This window comes from Lutibacter oricola (genome assembly GCF_900106565.1).
Lineage (GTDB): Bacteria > Bacteroidota > Bacteroidia > Flavobacteriales > Flavobacteriaceae > Lutibacter > Lutibacter oricola.
The window spans coordinates 544,259-566,767 of the sequence record NZ_FNNJ01000001.1 but is presented as its reverse complement, the minus strand read 5'-3'; the positions used below and the strand labels follow the sequence as shown (position 1 = coordinate 566,767).

Below are 22,509 nucleotides of genomic sequence, written 5' to 3'. Positions count from 1 at the left end.
TCTTATGAAAAAATTCTCACCAATTTTCCAAATCTTATTTGCTTTAATAACAATTAGTTGTTCTTCTGAAAAAGAAAACAGCTTTACAATGTTTAAAAGCAAAACTGCTGCAACTATTTATGTTGCCAACAATGAAGCTCCTCAAATATTACGTGCGGTAAATGATCTTCAGAATGATATAAAAATGGTAACCGGTGTAAAGCCTGAAATTGTTCATTCTTTAGAAAATTCTGAAGGAAACGTTATTATTGTTGGAACTTCTAAAAATCCTGATATTCAAAAACTTCAGAATGAAGGAAAACTGGAAGAATTTAAAGGAAGTGAAAAATTATCGCAGTCATTTTTACTGAAATCGGTTCAAAATCCAACTTCAACTATAAAAAATGCTTTGATAATTGAAGGAAGTGATGCGTTGGGAACTGTTTACGGAATTTATGAAATTTCTGAAAGAATAGGTGTTTCGCCTTTGTATTGGTGGTGCGATGTGACTCCAAAAAAACAGGATAAAATTGTATTAGACAATGTTTTAACCTTACCTAAAGAACCATCTGTAAAACATCGTGGAATTTTTATTAACGATGAGGAAGCCTTAATTCAGTGGAGTGAAAAAACTACTTCTGACAAACACAATACTCACATAAGTCCGGAGGTTTACGAACGTGTTTTTGAACTTTTACTTCGTTTAAAAGCGAATTCAATCTGGCCCGGAATGATGCAAGCAGGTAGCTACTTTTTTGAAGCTAAGGACGAAAACGGAGTTCCAATTAATCCAAAAAATGCTAAGGAATACGGAATTTATGTAGGTTCATCTCATTGCGAAAATATGGCGCGTAATAATTATGCCGAATGGTACAATTGGGCTGAAGAACATAAAAATATGTACGATGCAAAAGGGGTTCCGGTTTGGGATTATACTGTAAATCCAAAAACTATTGAAGCTTATTGGCAACAGCGTTTAAATGAATCGAAGGATTTTAATATGATTTACACTTTAGGTATTCGCGGTGTACACGATTCTCCGTTTGAATACGCAAATCTTAAAAATCCGACATTAGAAAATAAAGTAAAACTGCTACAAAAAGTTATAGACCGACAGCGTGAAATGATTAAGGAAACTTTCGGCTCTGAAGATGCGGTAACTCAAATTTTTGTTCCGTATGAAGAAACAGGAGAACTTTACAACGGTGAAAGCAAAGATGGAAAAGAGCATTGCGAAGGTTTAAAACTTCCTGAAGATGTGATAATGGTTTGGACGGAAGATAATTTTGGTTATGCACGTCAGCTACCAAGACCTCACGAACAAAAACGTGCCGGAGGAAACGGATTGTATTATCATTTAGCATATCAGGGTGGAGCAACTTATGATTGGTTATATACTACCCCACTTCCTCTAATTCAGGAGGAATTACGAAAAGTGTATGATGAAAATGTACGTGATTTCTGGATTGTAAATGTTGGTGATATTAAACCTGCCGAAATGGGACTTCAATTTTATATGTCTTTGGCGTATGACATTGATTCGTATCCGAAAAATACAACAAAAGATTTTATACAAAAAAGTGCAAAACAGCAATTTGGAGTAAATGATAACGACGCAAAAGAGGTTGCAGATTTACTAACCGATTTCCACAATCTTTACCGTCCTAAAAAACCGGAACACTTATTCCCTTTCTGGGATTGGAAATACGAGAATAATTGGAGATATAGATTCTACAGTATGTTTGATTTTGGCGACGAAACAAGTCGTCAGGTACAAACTGCAAACGAGTTGGAGCAAAAAGCAAAAAAACTTTACGATAAACTGGATGAATCCGCAAAAAATCCTTTCTGGCACTTGGTGTATTATCCGGTTCGCTCAGCGAGATTAATGCTAGAAAAAACACAGTATTATCGTAAAAATGTTGCCTATGCCAAACAGGGTCGCTATGCAAGTTTAAATGCTTATAAAACCTTATCAGAAAAGGCTGAAGAAGCCATTCAGGCAGATTTGGAAATCTACAAAACAATGGAAAACGGTAAGTGGAACGGCATTGTGGATCCTTACGCGCTTTACAATTTTAAAGAACGAATTTTTGATGTAGCAAACATTCCAAACAACCTTGTTTACAATGAAAGTTACCTTGAAGAAGCTGTAAAAGGCATCGGTTCGGTTTGTGAAGGACAAGCTATTGGCAACGAAAAAGTTGAACTTCGCTTTTCTTCTTTTGAAGATAATATTCGATTTATCGATGTCTTCAATAAAGAAGTTGAAGCAAACAACTGGACTATTGAAAGTGATGTGGATTGGATTAATTTCTCTAAAAAATCAGGAAGTGTTTCCATAGAAGAACGCTTGTATGTGAGTATTAATTGGGATAAGACAAAAACAGGAGAAAATAAAGCTACAATTACCGTAAAAGATACTCACGGATTTTCAAAATCTTATACGGTAAAGGCTACAAAATATGATTTAAAACTGAAGGAAAAATCTTACATTGAAGGTAATAATTTCATTGCAATAGAAGCTGAAAATTACACTTCAAAACAAGACGGAAAAGAAGCTAAATGGGAACAATTTGAAAACTTTGGTTATCACGGTTCTTCAATATTTATTAAAGGAGGAAATAAAGTTGAAAAAGAGATTGAAAGTAATTCTGCTCGTTTGGAATATTCTGTTTATTTTGAAAACACAGGTACTTTTTTCGGACAATTATATCGAATACCAACTTTAAACGAAGGAAAAGGAAAAACCTGTGAAATTGCAGTTGGGTTGGATAACGAAAAACCACAAATTCTAACAGGAGTTAGAAAAAAAGGTCAGCGAATGTCTAAAAAACTAACCGGTGGTTCAGAAAATTGGAGCTGGGAAAACAACATTTTATCAGGAATGGAAAAAATACCATTTGAAATAACTGTTGACAAAGCAGGTTACCACACTATCAAAATTTATCAGGTAAATTCAGGAATTGGTATTGACCGTTTGGTAATTTGTACTGATGACCAAGCAAAAATGACTCAAAAAAGAGGATTAATCGGTGCTCCGGAAAGCTATAATAATATCACTGAATATACGCCTTCAAAAAAAACAGCAACACCAATAATTTCAGAAGATATAGCTGAAATAAAAAGTTACCCAAAACCGGAAGCTTTAACCAAAATAAAGTTAAACTTTGCCTTGTATTCAATGATTGACGCTTTGGGTTACACTCCTGTAAATCAGCGCCATATTTTTAATGAAAATAAAAATCAGTTTGGTTGGAGATCTCAAGATGTAGATAATATTTGGTACCATCATAACGAAGCTTCAGAGCATGTGATATTTTGGCAGAGAGACGGACTTACTGGTAAAAAAGAAGCAAAATTTTATGTAAGACTGAAAGAAGGCAAATACAATATAAAATATTATATGGGAGATGCCAGAGTTAAAGCTGAAATGATTTACTTTAAAGGTGCAACATTTGATATGTCCTTTGCCATTAACGGAAAAACTTTAATGAAAAACGAAAAAGTGGTTTCTGGAAAACAAAAAATCGAAACTATTGAAGTGGAAATCGGTAATGATGAATTACTGGAACTTACACTTGATGGTAAGTGGATTATTAATGCTTTGGAGATTAAACCTGTACAATAAAACTAACAATGCTTATTTCTGTAATCATTAGGAGTTTGCCCAACATATTTCTTAAACATTTTACAGAAATAAGCATTACTTTTAAAACCACAAGATGAAGCAATTTCTATACAAGATTTTGTAGTGGTATTTAATAATAACTGAGCCTTTTCGAGGCGTTGTTTATTAATATATTCAATTGGCGTAAATTGTGTTAACTCTTTAAATTTTTTGGAAAAATAACCAGAAGATAAACAAGCTGTTTCCGATAATTTAGAAACTGTTAATTCATTATTTAAATTAGACTGAATATAATTAATTGCAGTTAAAACACTATTTGCCGCCTCTTTTTCAACACTTACTTTAGTTGCTCCAATAAACTTAGAAACTAACAAATATAACAACCCCGAAGAAATTAAACTTTGTTGTGCATCTTCAATAGACACATTCCAGTATTTGCTATTAATTCGCTGATAAATTTTTGGATCTTTTGCGGGTAATTCCTTGTACGGATTTAATTCATTTAACTTCTTGACGTACTCAATAATTTCATCATTGGCTTCAACTTCATACTTAAAATTGAATAACTGATATATATTCAAATCGTTTGGAAGCTGAATAGTAAACGTTGCATAATAATGCGTCATTTCATTATTACAAACATAACTACAATGCGTAAAACTCGGTATTAAATAGAGGTTGCCTTTTTTTAAATGAACCTTTTTATCTCCAATAGATACAAATGCTTCACCTTCTGTAATTAATAATAGTCTTGAAAATGAACTAATAACATCTTTGTAATTCCATTCTGTACCAACCGAACTATATGAAACAGCTGAAAGGTTAAAAGCTAGATTTTTTAAAAGTTCTGTGTTATTCATTTTTAAAGACTGCATTTACGCAATAACGTAAATGTACAACAACTAAACCGTTTTGTTATATATTTATACTCTTTTACAAACTAATTTTGTTTTCAAGTTTAACCACCAACATATATTTAACATATTATGCCTGAAAATACACCTTTATCTGATCACAAAAATATTCCATTATATAATACCGAAACTTGGTTATATGAAGATTTTGAGATAGGTAGAAAAGATAGATCTATTAGCAGAACTATTTCTGAAGGAGAAGCAATGATGTTCAATGGTTTAGTTCTTGATATGCATCCATATGTTGGAGATCAACAATTTGCAGAAACTGAAGGACTTTTTGGAAAAAGGTTAGTTGCCGGAGCAATGGTATTTAGTTTAGGCTTAGGTTTAATGGCAAATAACAATGTAAATACATTTAGTTATGGTTATGATAAACTTCGTTTTATAAAACCTGTTTTTATAGGTGATACCATTTATACTGTTCGTACACATTTAAACAAAACACCAAAATATAACGAAATGGGGTTAATTACCGTAAGTTATGAAGTATACAAACAACCTGGAGAACTAGTTTTATACTGCGAACATTTACAAACTGTAAAATATAGAAACCCAGAAAATTTCAACAATAAATAGTAGTTAACAATATTTAAATAAGAAAAATGAAATCAATAAGAACAGCTCTTTTGCTTTTAGCAATGCTAATTTCAGTTCAGGCTATTTATAGTCAGAAAAAGTATAAACCAACTTGGGAATCGCTTCAAAATTATGAAGTCCCAAAATGGTTTCAAGATGTAAAATTTGGTATATTCATTCACTGGGGGCCAACAACTGTTCCTGCGTATGGTGGTGCTGAATGGTACGGTTTTCATATGTGGAATGAAGGAACTGTAGATGCCTTAGGTAACCCAACAAAAAAAGCTTCAAGTGCTTATAAATACCACGTTGAAAACTTCGGAAAACCTGAAAATTATGGATACACAAAATTTATTCCTCAATTTAAAGCTGAAAACTTTAATGCGAAAGAATGGGTAGATTTATTTGAAGAAGCTGGCGCAAAATATATAGTACCAGTAGGTGAGCATTGTGATGGTTTTGCCATGTACGACTCTAAAATTACACGTTGGAAAGCAACCGAAATGGGACCAAAAAAGAATATTGTAGGTGAAATTTTTAAAGAAGCACGTTCACGTAATATTAAAGTTGGTGTTTCTTCTCACTTTGCCTATGGATGGCATTGGTGGACTTACAAAGACAAGTATGAGACAATGGACCCAAAATTGCGAGATTTTTATTGGGACAAGCACGAACGTTGGGAACCTGCTTCAAAAGAATATATTAAATATTTCTACAAAAGAACAATGGATATGATGACCCAATTAAAACCTGATCTATTTTGGTTTGATTTAGGGTTTACTGAGCCTGCTTATGAAGATACTCGAAAAGAAATTTTTGCAAACTATTATAATCAAGGATTAAAAAACGACCAAGAAGTTGTTTTAAACTATAAAAACATAAGATATTTAGGTGCGCCAGATGGAACTGCGGTATTAGATATTGAAAGTGGAAAGTTAGACCGAATTAGAGAAATGCCTTGGCAAACCGATATGTCTCTTGGAGGTTGGAAATGGGGTTATACCAAAGATTATAAAATGCGTGAAGCTGGTGCTTACATTAACGATTTAATTGATATTGTAAGTAAAAATGGTTGTTTATTATTAAACGTTGCACCAAATAAACACGGAGAAATTCCACAAGATCAGCAAGCAATTTTAAAAGAAATTGGTGCTTGGTTAAAAATTAACGGAGAAGGAATTTACGAATCAAGACCTTTTGATGTTTTTGGACAAGGACCAACCAATGCAAAAATGAAACTACACGGAAACAATCACGATACTGGGTTTACTGCTGATGATTTCCGTTACACAAAAAATGACCAAAATGTTTATGCCTTTTGGTTAAAAAATGACGATAGAAAAACCATTTCTTTAGATGCCTTAGGCTCAGAAGATAGAATTTTAAATGATGCTGTAAAAAACGTTAGTATTCTTGGTCAAAACACTGATATTAAATGGATTCAACAAAAAAATGAATTGGTAATTGAGCTACCAAAAGAATTAAAACTTAAAAATGCTATTTGTTTTAAAATTGAATTAGAAGAAAAACCAAGTGCCATATTAGGAAATCAAAAATCTAAAAAGGATTTTTAATTAAGTTTAGCTTCTAAAAAAGGGTACAAAAGAAACAACAATTCTTTTGTACCCTTTTTTAATTATTTAAGCTTATTTCTATTAAAAATTAAACTGCTAAGAAGTAAATTAAAATTGTTTAGAGAAAACTCTTCTAAAGTTGTCCTCTTACGAAACTACGTTGCGTTTAACCTAAAAAATAATAAGATTAAAAGCATAAATATTCATTAGGGTAAATCTCTTAAAATTTAATAAAATTACTTCTTATAAACTAAAAAGCAATTTTATTGCCATTTTTACATCTCCATTTTTCAAGTTTAGTTTTACCTTTTTATGAATAAGTTCCATCTTTTCATCTTCATCTAAACCAATTAACATTTCAGCTATTTCTGGTAAACTCTTAAATTTTTCAATTTCCTCTTCTGAAGGAACTTTTTCAAAATTCCCTAATCTTCCAATATTGTTTCCAGACAAAATATCGGTTTTAAAAATATGTTTTGGTAAACTATCAACACCAATACCTTTTGTTGAAATTGGCTTCGGTATTTCAAACAAAGATTCTTCCGTAATTCTTGTATACCAACTTCCGCCAAGTCTAGCAACTAAATCCAGCTTTTTAGTATCTAAATTGTTCTCTTCGTCTAAATATTCATTATTTATATGAATGTAAACTACTTTACAAATCACCAAATTCCCTGCTCCTCCTTCATTTCCTAAAGAAATAATATTATCAACCTTACACTCAAACGAAACTGGTGATTCTAGAACTCTTGGCGGTTTCACTTTTACTGAATTCCCTTCTGTTAATCCGGCTTTTTTAAACTCGTTAACGCCTTCTTCATACTCAGTACTTGTTAAAGACATTTGCTCAACAATTGGGTAATTTACAATGTTAATCACAACCTCTTTTACCGCCTCAACATTTTGTAAAGTATGCTTTGTAGTGTTATCTCTAACTCTACGTGCTGGTGAAAAAATTAACGTTGGAGGATTAGAACTAAACACGTTAAAAAAACTAAACGGACTTAAATTTACTTCACCTTTTATATTTATAGTACTTGCAAATGCAATTGGTCTAGGTGCAATTGCCGTTAATAAAATACTGTGTAATTCTTTAGTAGAAATTGAATTTGGATCTATGGAAGTAACTTGTTTCATAATATTTATTTTGAAGGTAATATTTGAGCTTTTACTTCACCAAAACCAACTCTTATTTCATCTTTTTTACAATAGCCACGCATAATTACAGTATCATAATCTTCTATAAATTTACGTTCTTCTCCATTGTTCAATTTTACTGGATTTTTACCTGCCCAAGACAACTCTAACATAGAACCGTAACTATCTTTACTCTTTCCACTTATAGTTCCAGAAGCCAACATATCGCCAACATTAACATTGCAGCCATTACTTGTATGATGCGCTAATTGTTGCGACATATTCCAATACATATATTTAAAATTCGACTTGCTAACAATAGTTTCATCTGTATTATTTGGAGTAATAGACACTTCTAAATTGATATCAAAATTTTTAAAGCCATTGTATTCTAAATGTGGTAAAACTTTTGGGGTTTGCTCTGGACCAGCAATTCTAAAAGGCTCCAAAGCTTCTAGTGTTACCACCCAAGGCGAAATTGAAGAAGCAAAATTCTTTGCTAAAAAAGGTCCTAATGGAACGTATTCCCATTTTTGAATATCTCTTGCAGACCAATCATTAAACAACACTTTTCCAAAAATATAATCTTCTGCTTTTTTTGTTGAAATTGAATCTCCAACTTCAGTTTGCCCACCAATTATAAAACCCATTTCCAATTCAAAATCCACTCTTGTAGATGGTTCAAAAACTGGTAAAGTTTCACTTGGTTTTAAAACTTGCCCTTTTGGCCTGTGAATATTTTTTCCGCTCACCATAATTGACGAAGCTCTACCGTGATAGCCAACAGGAATGTGTTTCCAGTTTGGTAACAAGGCATTTTCAGGATCTCTAAACATCATTCCAACATTTGTGGCGTGCTCTATACTCGAATAAAAATCGGTATAATCACCAACTTGAACTGGCAAATGCATTTCGGCTTCATTTTGAAGAATAAAAGCTTCTTTTGATGTTTTTAAAACAGAATTCTCGTTACATAATTCTTCTTGAATAATTATTCTAACTTTATTGGTAATAGATTTTCCTAATGAAATAAAATCATTTAAAAAATTAGCTTCAAAAACCGATTTTGGAAAATTTAATCTTTTAAAAATTCCTAAATCATAAGCAACTGCTAGATCTAAAATAGACTCACCAATTGCAATTCCAATTCTCTTTTTTGAAGTTGGAGTTGAAAAAATTCCAAATGGAATATTATATATCGTAAAATCTGAATTATCAGATATTTTAAACCACGTTTTCATTGTATTTTTTTCTTTTTAAGACAGCAGATTTATACCATCTTCAATTAATTTCTTGTATTTATTTTCTTGCTTTAACTCTTCTAATTGTTTTAAAACAACTTCTGAAAAACTGCCTTCATTTTTATAAGTTAGCTCGTACATTTCTAAAAACAACAACCATTCATTATTAAAATTAGTTACAACTTCATTAAAAATAATTTCAATTCTAGCTAACTCTATTTTTTCGGTTTCTCTCATTTTTCTTATTTCATTGTAATAAGAATGCAGCTTCAACTCTTTTTCGGAATATGTAATTTTGTGTGTTTTTTCTGAAGGAACTTCGTAAATATCTTCAAAAGATTCACTTGAAGCAGGTCCAGAAAAAGCGGAAACAACATCTTTACCTACCGCCATATCATAAATTCCCCATTCTGGCTTGAAAAGAACTTCATCGCCATAAGTAACCATACAATTTTTAAAAGAAATCAGCATTATTTTTCCTTGTAAATCTCTAACTCCTGTAATTATTTGTCCACACACTTTAACTCCTCCTTCAAAAAATAATTCAGTATTTAAACCTTCGTAAATTCCATACACCTCCAAATCTTTTGGCGACATATCTTCAATTGCCAAGTTAATTCCTTCCAACTTTCCAATAGGACTTCCAAAACCTTCTTTATGATAATTTACACCGTGGCCAATTAGCTCTTTATCTCTAGAAGCTAATGCTGTTTCTCCAGTAGTTTGAATATAAATTGGTTTATTTTCATTACTAATTACATTGGTAAAAACTCCTGAAATTTGTAATCCAGTACTTAACTCAATAGTTCCAATATTTTTTGAAGCAATCAACTTCTGAATTCCTTTTAAACCGCCTTTTCTAACCGCCATTGTGTTTGCAAACTTCTCCAAAACATAACTTAAATGCGCAAAATTTGGAGTTACAAATAATTGAGGTTGTGGTTTAGTAATATCAAAATTTTGTTGCGCAGCTTTCATAGAATATGGAATCTTTTTAACCGCTTCTTTTAAACAAGATTTACTCTCTCCAATTGAAGAAAGCAAACCAGCTCCGTATATTTTTGGATTTTCTAGCTCTCCAATTAATCCATACTCAACTGTCCACCAATGCAAATTTCTAATTTGAGCCATTTCAGACAATTCACCCATATTATTTTGAAGATTATTAACTACTTCAGTAGCTTTTTCAATTTCATTTTCTGAAGTATTTGGATCTTCTTTTATAATTGATAAATGCCTAACAGCCTCGTACATTTCATAATCTTTATCAGACGAAATTGCTTTGCTTCCAATCTCTCCAAAACGTCTTAAATATTCAGCATATTCAGGGTTTGCAATTATTGGTGCGTGCCCAGCCGCTTCGTGAATAATATCTGGTGCCGGCGTATACTCAATATGTTCCAATGTTCTAATATCCGATGCGATTACCAACACATTGTACGCCTGAAATTCCATAAAAGCATTTGGAGGAATAAATCCATCAACCGCAACTGCTGCCCAGCCAATTTCTTTCAAAATTCTGTTCATTCCTTCCATTTTAGGAATGCTATCTATGGAAATTCCTGTTTTTTCAATTCCATCTAAATAATAACTGTGTGCTGTATTTTTTAGGTAATCAATATTCAATCGCATAACATAGCGCCACACAGCTTGATTTTGAGCTGTATATTCCTCATAAGGTTGCTTTACAATGAATTTAAGCAAATGCTTTGGCAACCTTTTTGTTACGCTATTTAATTCTATTTTATTTTTAGAATTCACTACCTATTTTTTAAAGTGTCCCTCTATTTTCTTGTTCTCTTTCAATAGCTTCAAACAATGCTTTAAAGTTTCCTTTTCCAAAAGATTGTGCGCCTTTTCTTTGAATAATTTCAAAAAACATTGTTGGTCTGTCTACCACAGGTTTTGTAAACAATTGCAGTAAATAACCTTCATCGTCTCGGTCTATCAAGATACCGTGTTTTTTTAAAACCTCAATATCCTCATCAATTTCTCCAACACGCTCTAACAAATCATCGTAATAATTTTCAGGAACATATAAAAACTCAACACCTCTATCTCTCATTGCTGAAACTGTTGAAACAATATCATTAGTTGCTACTGCAATATGCTGAACTCCTGGTCCGTTATAAAAATCTATATACTCTTCAATTTGAGATTTCTTCTTCCCTTCTGCAGGTTCATTTATAGGGAATTTAATTCGCCCATTTCCGTTAGACATTACTTTACTCATTAAAGCTGTAAAATCTGTTGAAATATCTTTATCATCAAATGAAATTATTTGCGCAAACCCCATTACTTTTGCATAAAACTCGCACCATTTATTCATTTCATCCCAGCCAACATTACCAACCATATGATCAATAAATTTTAAACCTACTGGCTTTGGATTGTAATGAGATTCCCATTTTTTATAATTTGGTAAAAACACACCTTTATAGTTTTTTCTTTCCACAAAAACGTGAACGGTGTCTCCGTATGTATGAATTCCAGAACGAACTACATAACCATTTTCACCATCGTCTTCTCGTGTAGGTTCCATATATGATTTTGCACCTCTTTTAGTGGTTTCTTCCCAAGATTTTGTTGCATCTTCAACCCAAAGAGCGACTACTTTTACACCATCTCCGTGCTTGTCTATATGCTCATTTATTTCGCCACCTTCTTCTAATGAAGTTGTTAAAACCAAACGAATTTTATCTTGCTTTAACACATACGAAACTCGGTCTTTCATACCAGTTTCTAATCCTGCGTAAGCTTCAGATTGAAAACCAAAAGCTGTTTTATAATAATTTGCCGATTGCTTGGCGTTACCTACGTATAATTCTACATAATCTGTTCCTAATAATGGAAGAAAATCTTCTGCATCAGAGAACAATTTCTTTAGCGAGTATTCTGTATTTTGTAAATCTTTTAAATTTTTAATTTCTGCTGACATTTTTATTTTTTTAGTTTGTTTTCCAAGATTTATAATAATCTTCGACTTGTAGTTTTAATGCTTTTTCAGTAATAGATAATGGTCTAAAAGGATCTATCATTACCGCTAATTCTTCTGTAAATTTCTTACCGACACTTCTTTCAATAGCTCCTGGATGCGGTCCGTGTGGAATTCCACCTGGATGCAATGTTAATTGTCCTTTTTCAATGTTGTTTCTACTCATAAAATCACCATCAACGTAATACAACAATTCATCAGAATCTATGTTTGAATGGTGGTACGGTGCAGGAATAGATTTTGGGTGATAATCGTACATTCTAGGTACAAAACTACACACCACAAAACCTGCCGACTCCCAAGTTTGATGAACTGGTGGCGGTTGATGAATTCTTCCTGTTATTGGTTCAAAATCGTGAATTGAAAATGCAAACGGATAATGAAATCCGTCCCAGCCAACCACATCAAAAGGATGATTTCCATAGGTGTATTCCCACATATTTCCTTGCTTTTTTACCTTCACCTTAAAATCACCTTTTAAATCAAGAGTTTTTAAGTTTTCAGGCAATCTAAAATCGCGCTCACAAAATGGTGAATGTTCTAATAATTGCCCGAAATTATTTCGATATCTTTTTGGTGTAAAAATTGGCTCAAAAGATTCTACATATAAAATTCTATTATCTTCTGAATCAAATTCAATCTGATAAATAATTCCCTTGGGAATAATTACATAATCTCCATATTTAAAAGAAATTGAACCGTGACAAGTATTTAATTTTCCTGAACCTTTATGAATAAATAACATTTCATCGGCATCGGCATTTTTATAAAAATACGTTTTTGAAAAACCTTTGGGAGCAGCCAAACCAATGTGTAAATCGTTATTTACAAACAATGTTTTTCTGCTCTCCAAAAAGTCTTCTTCCGATTGAATTGAAAAACCTTTAAAGCTCAATGCTTTCATATTTTTTTCTATCCCAATTTTTGGTGCAACCGAACCTAAATCTTTAACTTCATTTACAACTGTTGGCGGATAAATATGGTATAAAAGCGATGATATTCCTGAAAAACCAGCAGTACCAAAAAGTTCTTCTTGGTATAAACCTCCTTCAGTTTTTTCAAAGGTAGTATGACGCTTTCTAGGAATGCTCCCTAAAGTGTGATAACGTGCCATTATGTGATTTTTTTAGTTTAGTATTTTCTATAAGCAATTAATTAAGTGAAATTAATTTCAACTTATTTAATGCTTTAATCAAAGCTATATTTGCTTCTCGTATTCCAATTGTAATTCTAACTTTCCCTGTTGCCCCAAAATTATCTACCGGCCTTACTGCTATCCCTTCTTCAGCTAAAAACTGCACAAATTCATTCGATGGAATTGGTGGTGTTATTAAGTAAAAGTTAGCTTGTGTTGGGTAAAATTGAATTCCTAACTTATTAAATTCTTCTTTTAAAAATTTCTTTTCTGAATGAATTGTTTCAACCGTTTTTTGAATAAAAACTTCATCTTTTAATGATGCAATTGCACCTTCTAAAGACAGCTTTGTAATTAAAAAAGGCTTACAAATTTGACGTAAATAAGCTGCTACTTCTTCATTCATATACGCATAGCCAACTCTTACCGAAGCCAAACCATATGTTTTTGAAAAACTATTGATTGCAATTAGGTTTACAAACCTAGAAATATATGATTGTGCCGTAGTGTAATCTTCTGCTTCAGCAAAATGCCAATAAACCTCATCAAAAACAACTACAATATTAGTCGGTAATTGCACCATTAAACTTTCAAAAATTTCTTTAGAAATATATGAGCCCGTTGGATTATTTGGACTTGTTAGAAATACAATTCTCGTTTTTTCGGTAACTACGTTTAATATTCCTTCAATATTTAAGCTATAATTGTTTTCTAATAATGGAACATCAATAACGTTTGCTCCAGACCAGCGTGAAAACATTTTGTAAGGCACAAAACAAGGAGTTGAGACTATTACTTCATCACCTTCTTTTACAAAGGCTCTAATTGTTAAATCTATTATTTCCGAACCACTTGCAGCGCAAATAAATTGGTCTTTAGTTAATTCTCTATTGTAATAAACTTCCAAAGCTTCACGCAAACGAAAATCAGTTGTATCTGGATATAAATGCAAATCTTTTGTTGCTTCTTTAATTGCATTAATTGCTAATGATGATGTGCCCAAAGGATTTTCATTAGAAGATAATTTATATGTTTTTTGACCTTCTTTTTTAATTACTCCTTTTCCTCCTTTGTAACTATCCTTTACAGTTAAATAGGACTTAAAAAGAGATTTTAATGTTTTAGATTCGGTTTTCATTTAGTTTTTTAGTGTAAGTAGCGTAAACCAAATATAACACTACAAGAAGCTAATTTGTTTTTTAAATCTAATCAAACTACCTAATTAAGTGTTTTCCACTACAAAAAAAGTTATTTATAGTGTTTTTAACTATTTAATTTTAATCTTTATATCTTTAGCCAAATAAATATCTTTATGAAAGCAAAACTGGACAAAACAGATTTAAAAATATTAGAAATTTTACAAACAGATTGTAGAATTACCACAAAAAAACTAGCTAAGAAACTAAACTTATCTCCAACTCCTGTTTTTGAACGAATAAAAAAATTAGAAAAAGAAGGTTATATTGATAAGTACGTAGCACTATTAAATGAACGGAAAATAGGCCTTAAACAAACCATTTTTATTGGAGTAAAATTAAAAGGACACACGAGAAGTTATCTTCAAAATTTTTTAAAACAAGTGAATAGTTTTAATGAAGTTACTGAATGCTATCAAGTATCCGGAAATTTTGATTTTCTAGTTAAAATTGTTTTAGAAGATATAGATGCTTATGAAACTTTTGTACAAACTAAATTATCCTTAATTTCTGAAATTGGTAACGTGCATAGTTATATTGCAATCAAAAAAGGTAAAAACACTACAAATTTGGACTTAAGTTCTCTTAAAGAGGACTCTTTATAGAAAATTTAAATATTTTCTTATCGCATTTATTACAATATTATAAAAGTTATGCTATTTCCTTTAATTGAAAAATTATAATGAAAGTCTTTATCTTAGTATTTTCGTATAAATCAAATAATACAACTACTAAAAATCTATTAATATTACTTTAATAACAAAGGATACGTAAAAAAAAAATTAAACCTATAAAATAAAAAGAGTTTGTATTAAATTACTTCAATACAAACTCTTTTTGAATATTTAGAACATTATTTTTATTTCTTATTAATATACTCCAACCTTCTTAATACTAATGGTTCTTCAAGTGTTATTTTATTAATTTTATCTTGTTTAATGTTGAATTTGTACTTGTGAGCTCCATCCTTCATTAATACAATAGAGTTTAACATTAATACAGCCTCAGCACCATCTTTTGTATCATACAATGCTTTTGTCATAACATTAACAGGATTTTGTTTACCTACTAAACCTAAAAACTCTGCTGCTTTAACTTTATTAATTAACACTGAATCTGATTTTGCAATTTCTTTAGCAACACTAACAAACTCATTAGCTTCTTTACCAAAACTACTACAAGTATTTAATGCCCAGTAACGTTTCCAAGCATCATCTGATTTTAAGTTTTCATCGATTTTAACTTTAGCATCTTCAAACTTTAAAATATTTAAATTAGCTACTTCAAGATATGCCTCAATATCTTTTTTGTGTTGCTGACCAAATTCAACCGGATTAGAAAATGCTACTTTCTTTAAATAAAATTCTGGATAGACAGATAAATCTGGCATAGACTTCATTCTATTATTTAAATTAGCTCTTAATTCTTTAACGGTTTCAATATACTCTGGTTTATCTGCTAAATTATTTGTTTCAAATGGATCAGCTTCAACATCATACAATTCTTCAGCATGTTTTGGCTCAAAAAACTGTGATTGAATTTCATTCAATTTACCTGCTTCATACAATTCTAACCACTCTTGGTAAGCTAATTGCTTGTAACGGTAGTTATTCATTAAACCATTAAAATTAAATGGTTGAAAATTTCTAGTATATTTGAATTTACCTTTTCTTACCGCACGAACCATATCGTACTTTTCATCAAAACGATCGGCATAACTAAATGTCTCATCGCGCTTTGCAACTTCTTTTCCAGAAACTCCTTTTCCTAAAAATGGTTTCCCATCTATTCCTTTAGGTAACTCAACGCCTGCTAAATTTAAAACAGTTGCACCAAAATCAATAAAACTTACAAAACCATCAACTTTCGTTCCTGGAGTTTCATCAACTAAATGCTTATACTTTGAAGGAATATGAACTACTAATGGCACATGAACTCCCATTTCATTAATATAACCTTTACTTCCAGGTAACACACCACCGTGATCTCCATAATAAAATATAAATGTACTATCGTACAAGCCGTCTTCTTTTAACTTTGCAATTACCTCACCAACTTCAGTATCCATTTGCTGAATTTTGTCGTGGTAATATGCATTTGTAAATTTAAACAACTCTGTTTGTGGATGATTTGGTTGTACAAAAACAGAATTTACATCCGTTTTTGTTCCTTTTTTCATATCCTCTCTAGTAAAATGCAATCTACTTTCGTGAGTTGTTCCAATATTAAATACGTGATAAAAAGGTTGACCTTCTTTGCGATCTCTCCAAGTAGCTTTTTTTGAAGACATATCCCAAACATTATCTGCTTTGAATAAATTGTAATCTTCTTTCGCATTGTTTGTTGTATGATAACCAGCTCTTTTTAAATAAGCAGGAAACATTTCAACACCTTCAGGCAATGGAACTTGTTCCATTTTTCTATGATAATGAGTTGCTAAACGAGGACCATAAGATGCAGAAATCAAAGTTGACCTTGCAGCACTACATACAGCAGCATTGGAAAATGCATGTGTATACGTTAATCCATCTGCGGCCAAACTTTCAATATTTGGAGCGGTAGCACCATGTTCATCAAACATTTTTAAATAATGTTTTGAATTGTCTTCTGATACAATCCAAACAATATTAGGACGTTCAACCTCAACAGGTTTCGTTTTTTGACTACAAGCTGTAAAAACTTGCAATGCAATTAAACAAATTACTAGTGATAATTTAAATTTCATATTGTTTTATTGATTTTGTGTATAAACTCTATTTAGTCTACATGCGTATCAACATCCCCACCAATATTATTTTCAGTATATCCTTCTAATGTAATTTTATACGCATGTGCATATTGCGAAGGTACAGATTTTGGTGCTTTTATAACCAATCCTCTACTATCTCTTTCCCAAGAAATTTTCTCATTGCTACCTAATAATTCAATATTTAAAATTTTTGAATTTAATACACCAATATCAGTACTTAATGTTTTTAAAATTGTTTCGCCTTTTGGAGCATCCATTACAATGGCATAAAACTCTTTATCAGATTTTTTTGTGTAACGTATATCAGAGTTTTTATACTCAATTTTAAGTTTTTCTATTTTATGCCCTCCTTCTGGTAAACGAGTTGGTCCTTCACCAAAAACTGTCCAAGGTCTTGTTTTAAAAATAGCATCTCCATTTATTTTTAACCAAGCTCCCATTTCTTTTAATAAAGAAGCCATTTCTTCTGGAATTGAACCATCTGGGTTTGGTGGCACATTTAATAACATTGATCCATTTTTAGCAACAATATCAATTAAAATATCAATTAATTCGTTAGGTGTTTTAAACTTAGCTCCCGGACGGTAAAACCATTGACCTGGTGAAGTATCCGTTAACCAAACTTGTTCTTTTGGTTGATTTGGACGCCCTCTTTCGTAATCTTTAATTGCAGTTTCTTCTGGAAAAGTACTTTCTTTATAACATACCACTACATCTTTATTCCACTCAATTCCTTTATTATAATAATATGCTAAAAATTCTTGTCTACATTCATCTGTCATATTTTCTAACCACCAGTCAAACCAAATTACATCTGGCTCATATACATCGATAAACTCTTTCAATTTAGCCCACCATTGATCATAAAAATCTTTATCTGGCGTTTCAGAATCTAAACTATGTGGATTTGTATATAAATCATAATCTTTTGGGTTTACACCTCCATATTTATGAGCTGGTGCAAAATATTGCCAAGTAAATGCATGGTGAAAAGATCCCATAAATTTCATTCCTCTAGCTTCAATTTCTTTTTTCAAAGCTGCTGAAGGGTCAATTCCTCCGTAATTCATAGAATTCCAACGCGTAGATTTTGCATCCCACATTGCAAAATTATCATGGTGCATTGCTACTGGTCCAGCAAACTTAGCTCCTGATGCTTCAAATAATTCTGCCCAAACTTTTGCATCAAAACCAGTTGGTTTAAACTCCTCAATTATTTCAGTATATCCATGTCTTTTAGGATCTCCATACTTCTTTTTATGATGAATATAATTAGTTGTTGGCTTACCATTTTTAGTAGGAACTTTTTTACCATCAACATACATTTTCATTCCGTGCCATCCTGCATACCAAGTATCAGGATCTGCACCAACAAATGCATTTGAGACTGGGCCCCAATGGGCATAAATTCCAAATTTTGCATCTCTAAACCATTCTGGTTGCTCATTAACTTTACTCAATGACTCCCAATTTTTCTTAAATTTTTCTTGAGCTTTAGTATTTGTAACACCTACAATACTAACAACTACTACCATTAAAACAAGTTTCCTAAGAAAACTAAATTGCATATCTTTTATTTTTGAATTTTTCATTTTTATTTACTATTAATAATCAAGCATTTAACTGCTTTTTAACATCTATTTTTCAGACTGCTAAATAATAAAATCTTAAGTGGATATATAACCACTATTGTTGTAAAACAAGTAACAAATGGTTTTTTAACTACTTTTTTGTGATATATAGGTAAAAAGAAGCTAAATCCTCATTTTTATCATTGGTAAAATATGCTTGCATTTGCTGCCTTCCTTTAGATAGAAAAGCTTTAAACTTCACAGATTTTTTAGACATATCAACCTCTTGCTCTTGTAATATTCCTTCTATTTTTAGAGTTGCTTTTTTAAAATTAAGCTGAATTCCCACAGGACGAATATCTGTCCATTTTGTTCTAATTCCTTGCTGAGGAACTGTTGCATTCATAGCTAAGTTGGCTTCTTTTGGCCATCTTCTTAATTCAATTTCATACTCTCCTCGTTGTTGAACATCAATCATCCAATAACCTTGTGGTATTGCTGGTTTTTTCTTGTAATATGGATCACGTATATATGACTGATTCCAAGCAAGTGGAGATTCAGAATGTAAATCGTGATTAGTAAGCGTAGTTTCTTTTATATGAGAAACTCCAATTTTATAGGCTTCATAACGTCCAAAATCTTGCGAAACATACTTCCACCATTTTTCATAAGCTGTTTTCATTTCTTCAAACTTCTTAGGAAACTTTTTTGCAACATTTATTTTTTGACCTACATCATTCTTAATATTATACAATTCTTTTCCATCAATTAAACGCCAATCATCATCCATAACAGCAGATTTATACCATTTTTTTGGGTGTTGTTTTTTATTGCTATCGGTAAATGTATATCTATGTGGCCAAGAATTAACTTCTTTAGTTAGCAATGGTTTTAAGCTTACTCCATCAAATGCAGGCCCATCAATTTTAGACAACGAGCATAAATCTATTAAAGTGGGCAAAACATCATAATTCATAGTAATATTTCGAATATCAACACCTCCATTTACACCTCCATTATTCCAACGAATAAAAAATGGCACTCGATGTCCACCATCGTATTGAGACGCTTTATGACCTCGCATACCGGCATTAAAACCATAAGTTTCACCTTTTATAACAGTATGCCCAGTTGCTGTACCATTATCAGTCATAAAAATTAAAATAGTATCATCTTGAATACCTAATTGCTTTAATTTTTTTTCTAAAATTCCAATATTATCATCAATATTGGTAATCATTCCATAAAATGCTTTTTGAGCATCGGTAATAGATTTTTCATTTTTATATAAATCGTAATAATCTTTAGGAAGATTCAATGGTCCGTGCGGTGCATTTGTAGATATATATGCAAAAAATGGCTGATCCTTTTTCTTTTCAATAAACTTAATTGCTTCTTCAAAAAACACATCCGTACAGTACCCTTTAAATTTTTCGGGTGTTCCATTTCTAAAATAAGTATCATCAAAATAATCGTTTAACCAATAATCTGGCGTTTGCCCAATTCCTCCAGCTCCATGATATACTGTTTCATCAAAACCTCTGTCTTCCGGTAAATAAGGATATGCATCTCCTAAATGCCATTTTCCAAACATACCAGTTGCATACCCGTTTTCTTTAAAAACCTGTGGCATTGCAACAAACTTTTCACGTAAAATACTACAGCCTCCTATAGTATGCCAAACACCTGCCCTGTTTCCATAAGCACCACTCATTAAACCAGAACGACTTGGAGCGCAAGTTGGACCTGTATGGTAATTTGTTAATCGAACTGATTGATTATGAAGGTTGTCTAAATTTGGTGTTTTTATTACTTTATTGCCGTGTGCAGCTATATCTCCGTAACCTTGATCATCAGTAAGAATAAAAATTACATTCGGCTGTTTTGGTCGCTGTTGTGCTTTCAACTTAAAGCAAACTATTGAAACCAAAAGGAAAACTGTATAAATAAATTTATTTTTCATCGTATTTTCTTATTTCTTTTTTTTCTTACTTGCTTTTCTCTTTTCGGCTTGCATAATTTTTTGCAACCTTAATACTTCTTGGTAATCTCCTGTTAGGTATTCTTTTTTATCTGAAGCTTTGGCACTTCTATCAAATAGAATTCCGTATTTCTTATAATCGTTATAATTCAAAGCACTACTTTCTATATGTTGTAATTGCTTATCATATAGCTTTCTCATTCTATTCAGTTGCTTATTATAAGTTGAATTATTAGCGACATTATTCATTTCTAAACGATCATTCCCAATATTAAAAAGTTCTTCAACAGGTTGCATTTTTTCGTTTGCGTATTGCCAATAAATATATTTCCAATCTTTTGAAACTACCGACATTGCTTGAATTTCATCATTACCCCACATATTTGTTAAAGCAACTGTTTCACGGTTGATTCCTTTTGATTTATTAATTAATGGAATCAAGTTTTCACCATCCATATTTTCAGGAATATTAACACCTGCATAGGTTAAAATTGTTGGTGCCATATCTATATTTGCAGTAACAATTTCACGTTTTTGACCTCTTTTATTTTTAGGCACTCTTGGGTCGTAAATAATTAAAGGTGATTTCGAAGCTTCTTCATAAGGCAATACTTTACCTCCAAAATTATGTGCTCCACAGCTATAACCGTTGTCGCTGGTAAAAATTATAATAGTATTTTTATCAACACCTTGTTCTTTTAACGATTTACGAATCATTCCTAACACATAATCAACTCCGTGAATTAACTGATTGTATTTTGAAATTGCTTCTTGATAGTTTTCTTCGGAATCTCGCCAAAAATTATAACTATTGTATTGACGCCCAGATTTTGCTTGTGGTGATAAATGCTGAGCATTTTCTGCACCATAATTAGCTGGTTTTTTGTACTTCTTATTTTCATACACATAATCGAAATACTTATCTGGTGTAAATGGTAAATGAGGTGCTTTAAAGCTAATAGACATACAAAATGGTTTACCAGACTTTTTTGCTTCAGAAATAAAATCATTTGCCCAAGCACCATATGCTCTTGTACTATGCGGATATTCTTTAGCGTACTTTGCTATTGAAGGATTTTTTGCTGTTGCATATTGAGTTTGTCCTGGACCACCACCCCACATATCAAATTCATCTGCAGGAATTACTTTCATATTTTTATCATCCCAACCCTCTTCATCAGAAACTGGAAACCCAAATTTACCCGCAAAACCTGTAAAATAACCTGCTTGCCTTAAAATTACTGGATACGATTTTTGAAATTTCTCTTTACGTAACGATCCGTGCATAAAATTACAACCTGTTTTATACTCATACATACCTGTCATAATACTAGCTCTACTTGCCATGCAAATTGAAGTAGTGTTGTAATGGTTTGCAAATAGAATTCCGTCTGCAGCTAAATTATCCATATTTGGAGTAACTACTTGATCGTTTCCGTAGCAACCAGTAGCTATGCTAGTTTGATCATCAGATAATAAAAAAATGATATTTGGACGCTCATCTTGTTTTTCTTCTTTCTCTTTTTGAGCACAAGAAACCAATGAGATTAAACCTATGGCGATTAAAAACTTTAAATTTTTCATAATTTATTTCAATAATTAATATCCTACACTTTAGTAAAACAAAGTTAGAAATAAGCTTATCACTGAAATAAACATATGATTTTGTTTATAGTAGATATGTTTTTTAAAATTTACTTAAACTATAATTAACTATTTTTTAAGCTTTAGAAAAAAAGATTATAAACCGCTGAAAACCAGAATAAAAAGCATTTACACACTTTAACAAAAACAGTTAAAGTATATAGTTTGTATACTTATAAAGCC

Annotated in this window: 15 protein-coding genes; 4 read left to right on the top strand and 11 right to left on the bottom strand. The window is 31.6% G+C overall.

From position 1 onward, the window contains the following. Positions 1-4 precede the first annotated feature (4 nt). A complete protein-coding gene (locus BLU40_RS02290) occupies positions 5-3,610 on the top strand; it encodes a glycosyl hydrolase 115 family protein (RefSeq protein ID WP_090119308.1) in 3,606 nt (1,201 codons plus the stop codon). 2 nt (positions 3,611-3,612) lie between these two features. Here BLU40_RS02290 and BLU40_RS02285 read toward each other — a convergent pair whose 3' ends face one another. Then, complete coding sequence (locus BLU40_RS02285; protein WP_175454730.1) at positions 3,613-4,470, bottom strand: AraC family transcriptional regulator; 858 nt, start codon at positions 4,468-4,470, stop codon at positions 3,613-3,615. Positions 4,471-4,596: 126 nt separating this feature from the next. On the opposite strand from BLU40_RS02285, the gene BLU40_RS02280 reads away from it, so the two are divergent. Beyond that, on the top strand, positions 4,597-5,103 hold the full coding sequence (locus BLU40_RS02280) for a MaoC/PaaZ C-terminal domain-containing protein (RefSeq protein ID WP_090119304.1): 507 nt from the start codon (positions 4,597-4,599) through the stop codon (positions 5,101-5,103). Positions 5,104-5,129: 26 nt separating this feature from the next. Further along, a complete protein-coding gene (locus tag BLU40_RS02275; RefSeq protein ID WP_090119302.1) occupies positions 5,130-6,677 on the top strand; it encodes an alpha-L-fucosidase in 1,548 nt (515 codons plus the stop codon). A gap of 243 nt (positions 6,678-6,920) precedes the next feature. Here BLU40_RS02275 and BLU40_RS02270 read toward each other — a convergent pair whose 3' ends face one another. The 6 genes from BLU40_RS02270 to hisC are packed head-to-tail and all read right to left on the bottom strand — an operon-like array spanning position 6,921 to position 14,323. Then, a complete protein-coding gene (locus BLU40_RS02270) occupies positions 6,921-7,814 on the bottom strand; it encodes a flavin reductase family protein (RefSeq protein WP_090119301.1) in 894 nt (297 codons plus the stop codon). A 5-nt stretch (positions 7,815-7,819) separates the two neighbouring features. Further along, complete coding sequence (fahA, locus tag BLU40_RS02265; protein ID WP_090119299.1) at positions 7,820-9,055, bottom strand: fumarylacetoacetase; 1,236 nt, start codon at positions 9,053-9,055, stop codon at positions 7,820-7,822. A gap of 15 nt (positions 9,056-9,070) precedes the next feature. After that, on the bottom strand, positions 9,071-10,816 hold the full coding sequence (locus tag BLU40_RS02260) for an aromatic amino acid hydroxylase (RefSeq protein WP_090119297.1): 1,746 nt from the start codon (positions 10,814-10,816) through the stop codon (positions 9,071-9,073). A gap of 10 nt (positions 10,817-10,826) precedes the next feature. Beyond that, positions 10,827-11,993, bottom strand: a complete 1,167-nt coding sequence (hppD, locus tag BLU40_RS02255) for a 4-hydroxyphenylpyruvate dioxygenase (RefSeq protein WP_090119295.1) — start codon at positions 11,991-11,993, stop codon at positions 10,827-10,829. A gap of 10 nt (positions 11,994-12,003) precedes the next feature. Further along, a complete protein-coding gene (locus BLU40_RS02250) occupies positions 12,004-13,164 on the bottom strand; it encodes a homogentisate 1,2-dioxygenase (protein ID WP_090119293.1) in 1,161 nt (386 codons plus the stop codon). Between the two features lie 37 nt (positions 13,165-13,201). After that, complete coding sequence (gene hisC / locus BLU40_RS02245; RefSeq protein WP_090119291.1) at positions 13,202-14,323, bottom strand: histidinol-phosphate transaminase; 1,122 nt, start codon at positions 14,321-14,323, stop codon at positions 13,202-13,204. A gap of 174 nt (positions 14,324-14,497) precedes the next feature. On the opposite strand from hisC, the gene BLU40_RS02240 reads away from it, so the two are divergent. Continuing rightward, positions 14,498-14,986 carry an Lrp/AsnC family transcriptional regulator gene (locus BLU40_RS02240; protein ID WP_090119289.1) on the top strand — a complete coding sequence of 163 codons (489 nt, stop codon included), beginning with the start codon at positions 14,498-14,500 and terminating at the stop codon, positions 14,984-14,986. Positions 14,987-15,240: 254 nt separating this feature from the next. On the opposite strand, the gene BLU40_RS02235 is transcribed toward BLU40_RS02240, so the two are convergent. The 4 genes from BLU40_RS02235 to BLU40_RS02220 all read right to left on the bottom strand — a co-directional run bounded on the left by BLU40_RS02235 (position 15,241) and on the right by BLU40_RS02220 (position 22,266). Continuing rightward, positions 15,241-17,106 carry a sulfatase family protein gene (locus BLU40_RS02235; protein ID WP_090119287.1) on the bottom strand — a complete coding sequence of 622 codons (1,866 nt, stop codon included), beginning with the start codon at positions 17,104-17,106 and terminating at the stop codon, positions 15,241-15,243. A 32-nt stretch (positions 17,107-17,138) separates the two neighbouring features. Beyond that, complete coding sequence (locus tag BLU40_RS02230) at positions 17,139-18,722, bottom strand: alpha-L-fucosidase (protein ID WP_245729877.1); 1,584 nt, start codon at positions 18,720-18,722, stop codon at positions 17,139-17,141. Positions 18,723-18,852: 130 nt separating this feature from the next. Continuing rightward, positions 18,853-20,664: an arylsulfatase gene (locus BLU40_RS02225; protein ID WP_090119285.1), complete on the bottom strand. Its 1,812-nt coding sequence runs from the start codon at positions 20,662-20,664 to the stop codon at positions 18,853-18,855. 9 nt (positions 20,665-20,673) lie between these two features. Beyond that, positions 20,674-22,266, bottom strand: a complete 1,593-nt coding sequence (locus BLU40_RS02220; RefSeq protein ID WP_090119283.1) for a sulfatase family protein — start codon at positions 22,264-22,266, stop codon at positions 20,674-20,676. Positions 22,267-22,509: the final 243 nt, after the last annotated feature.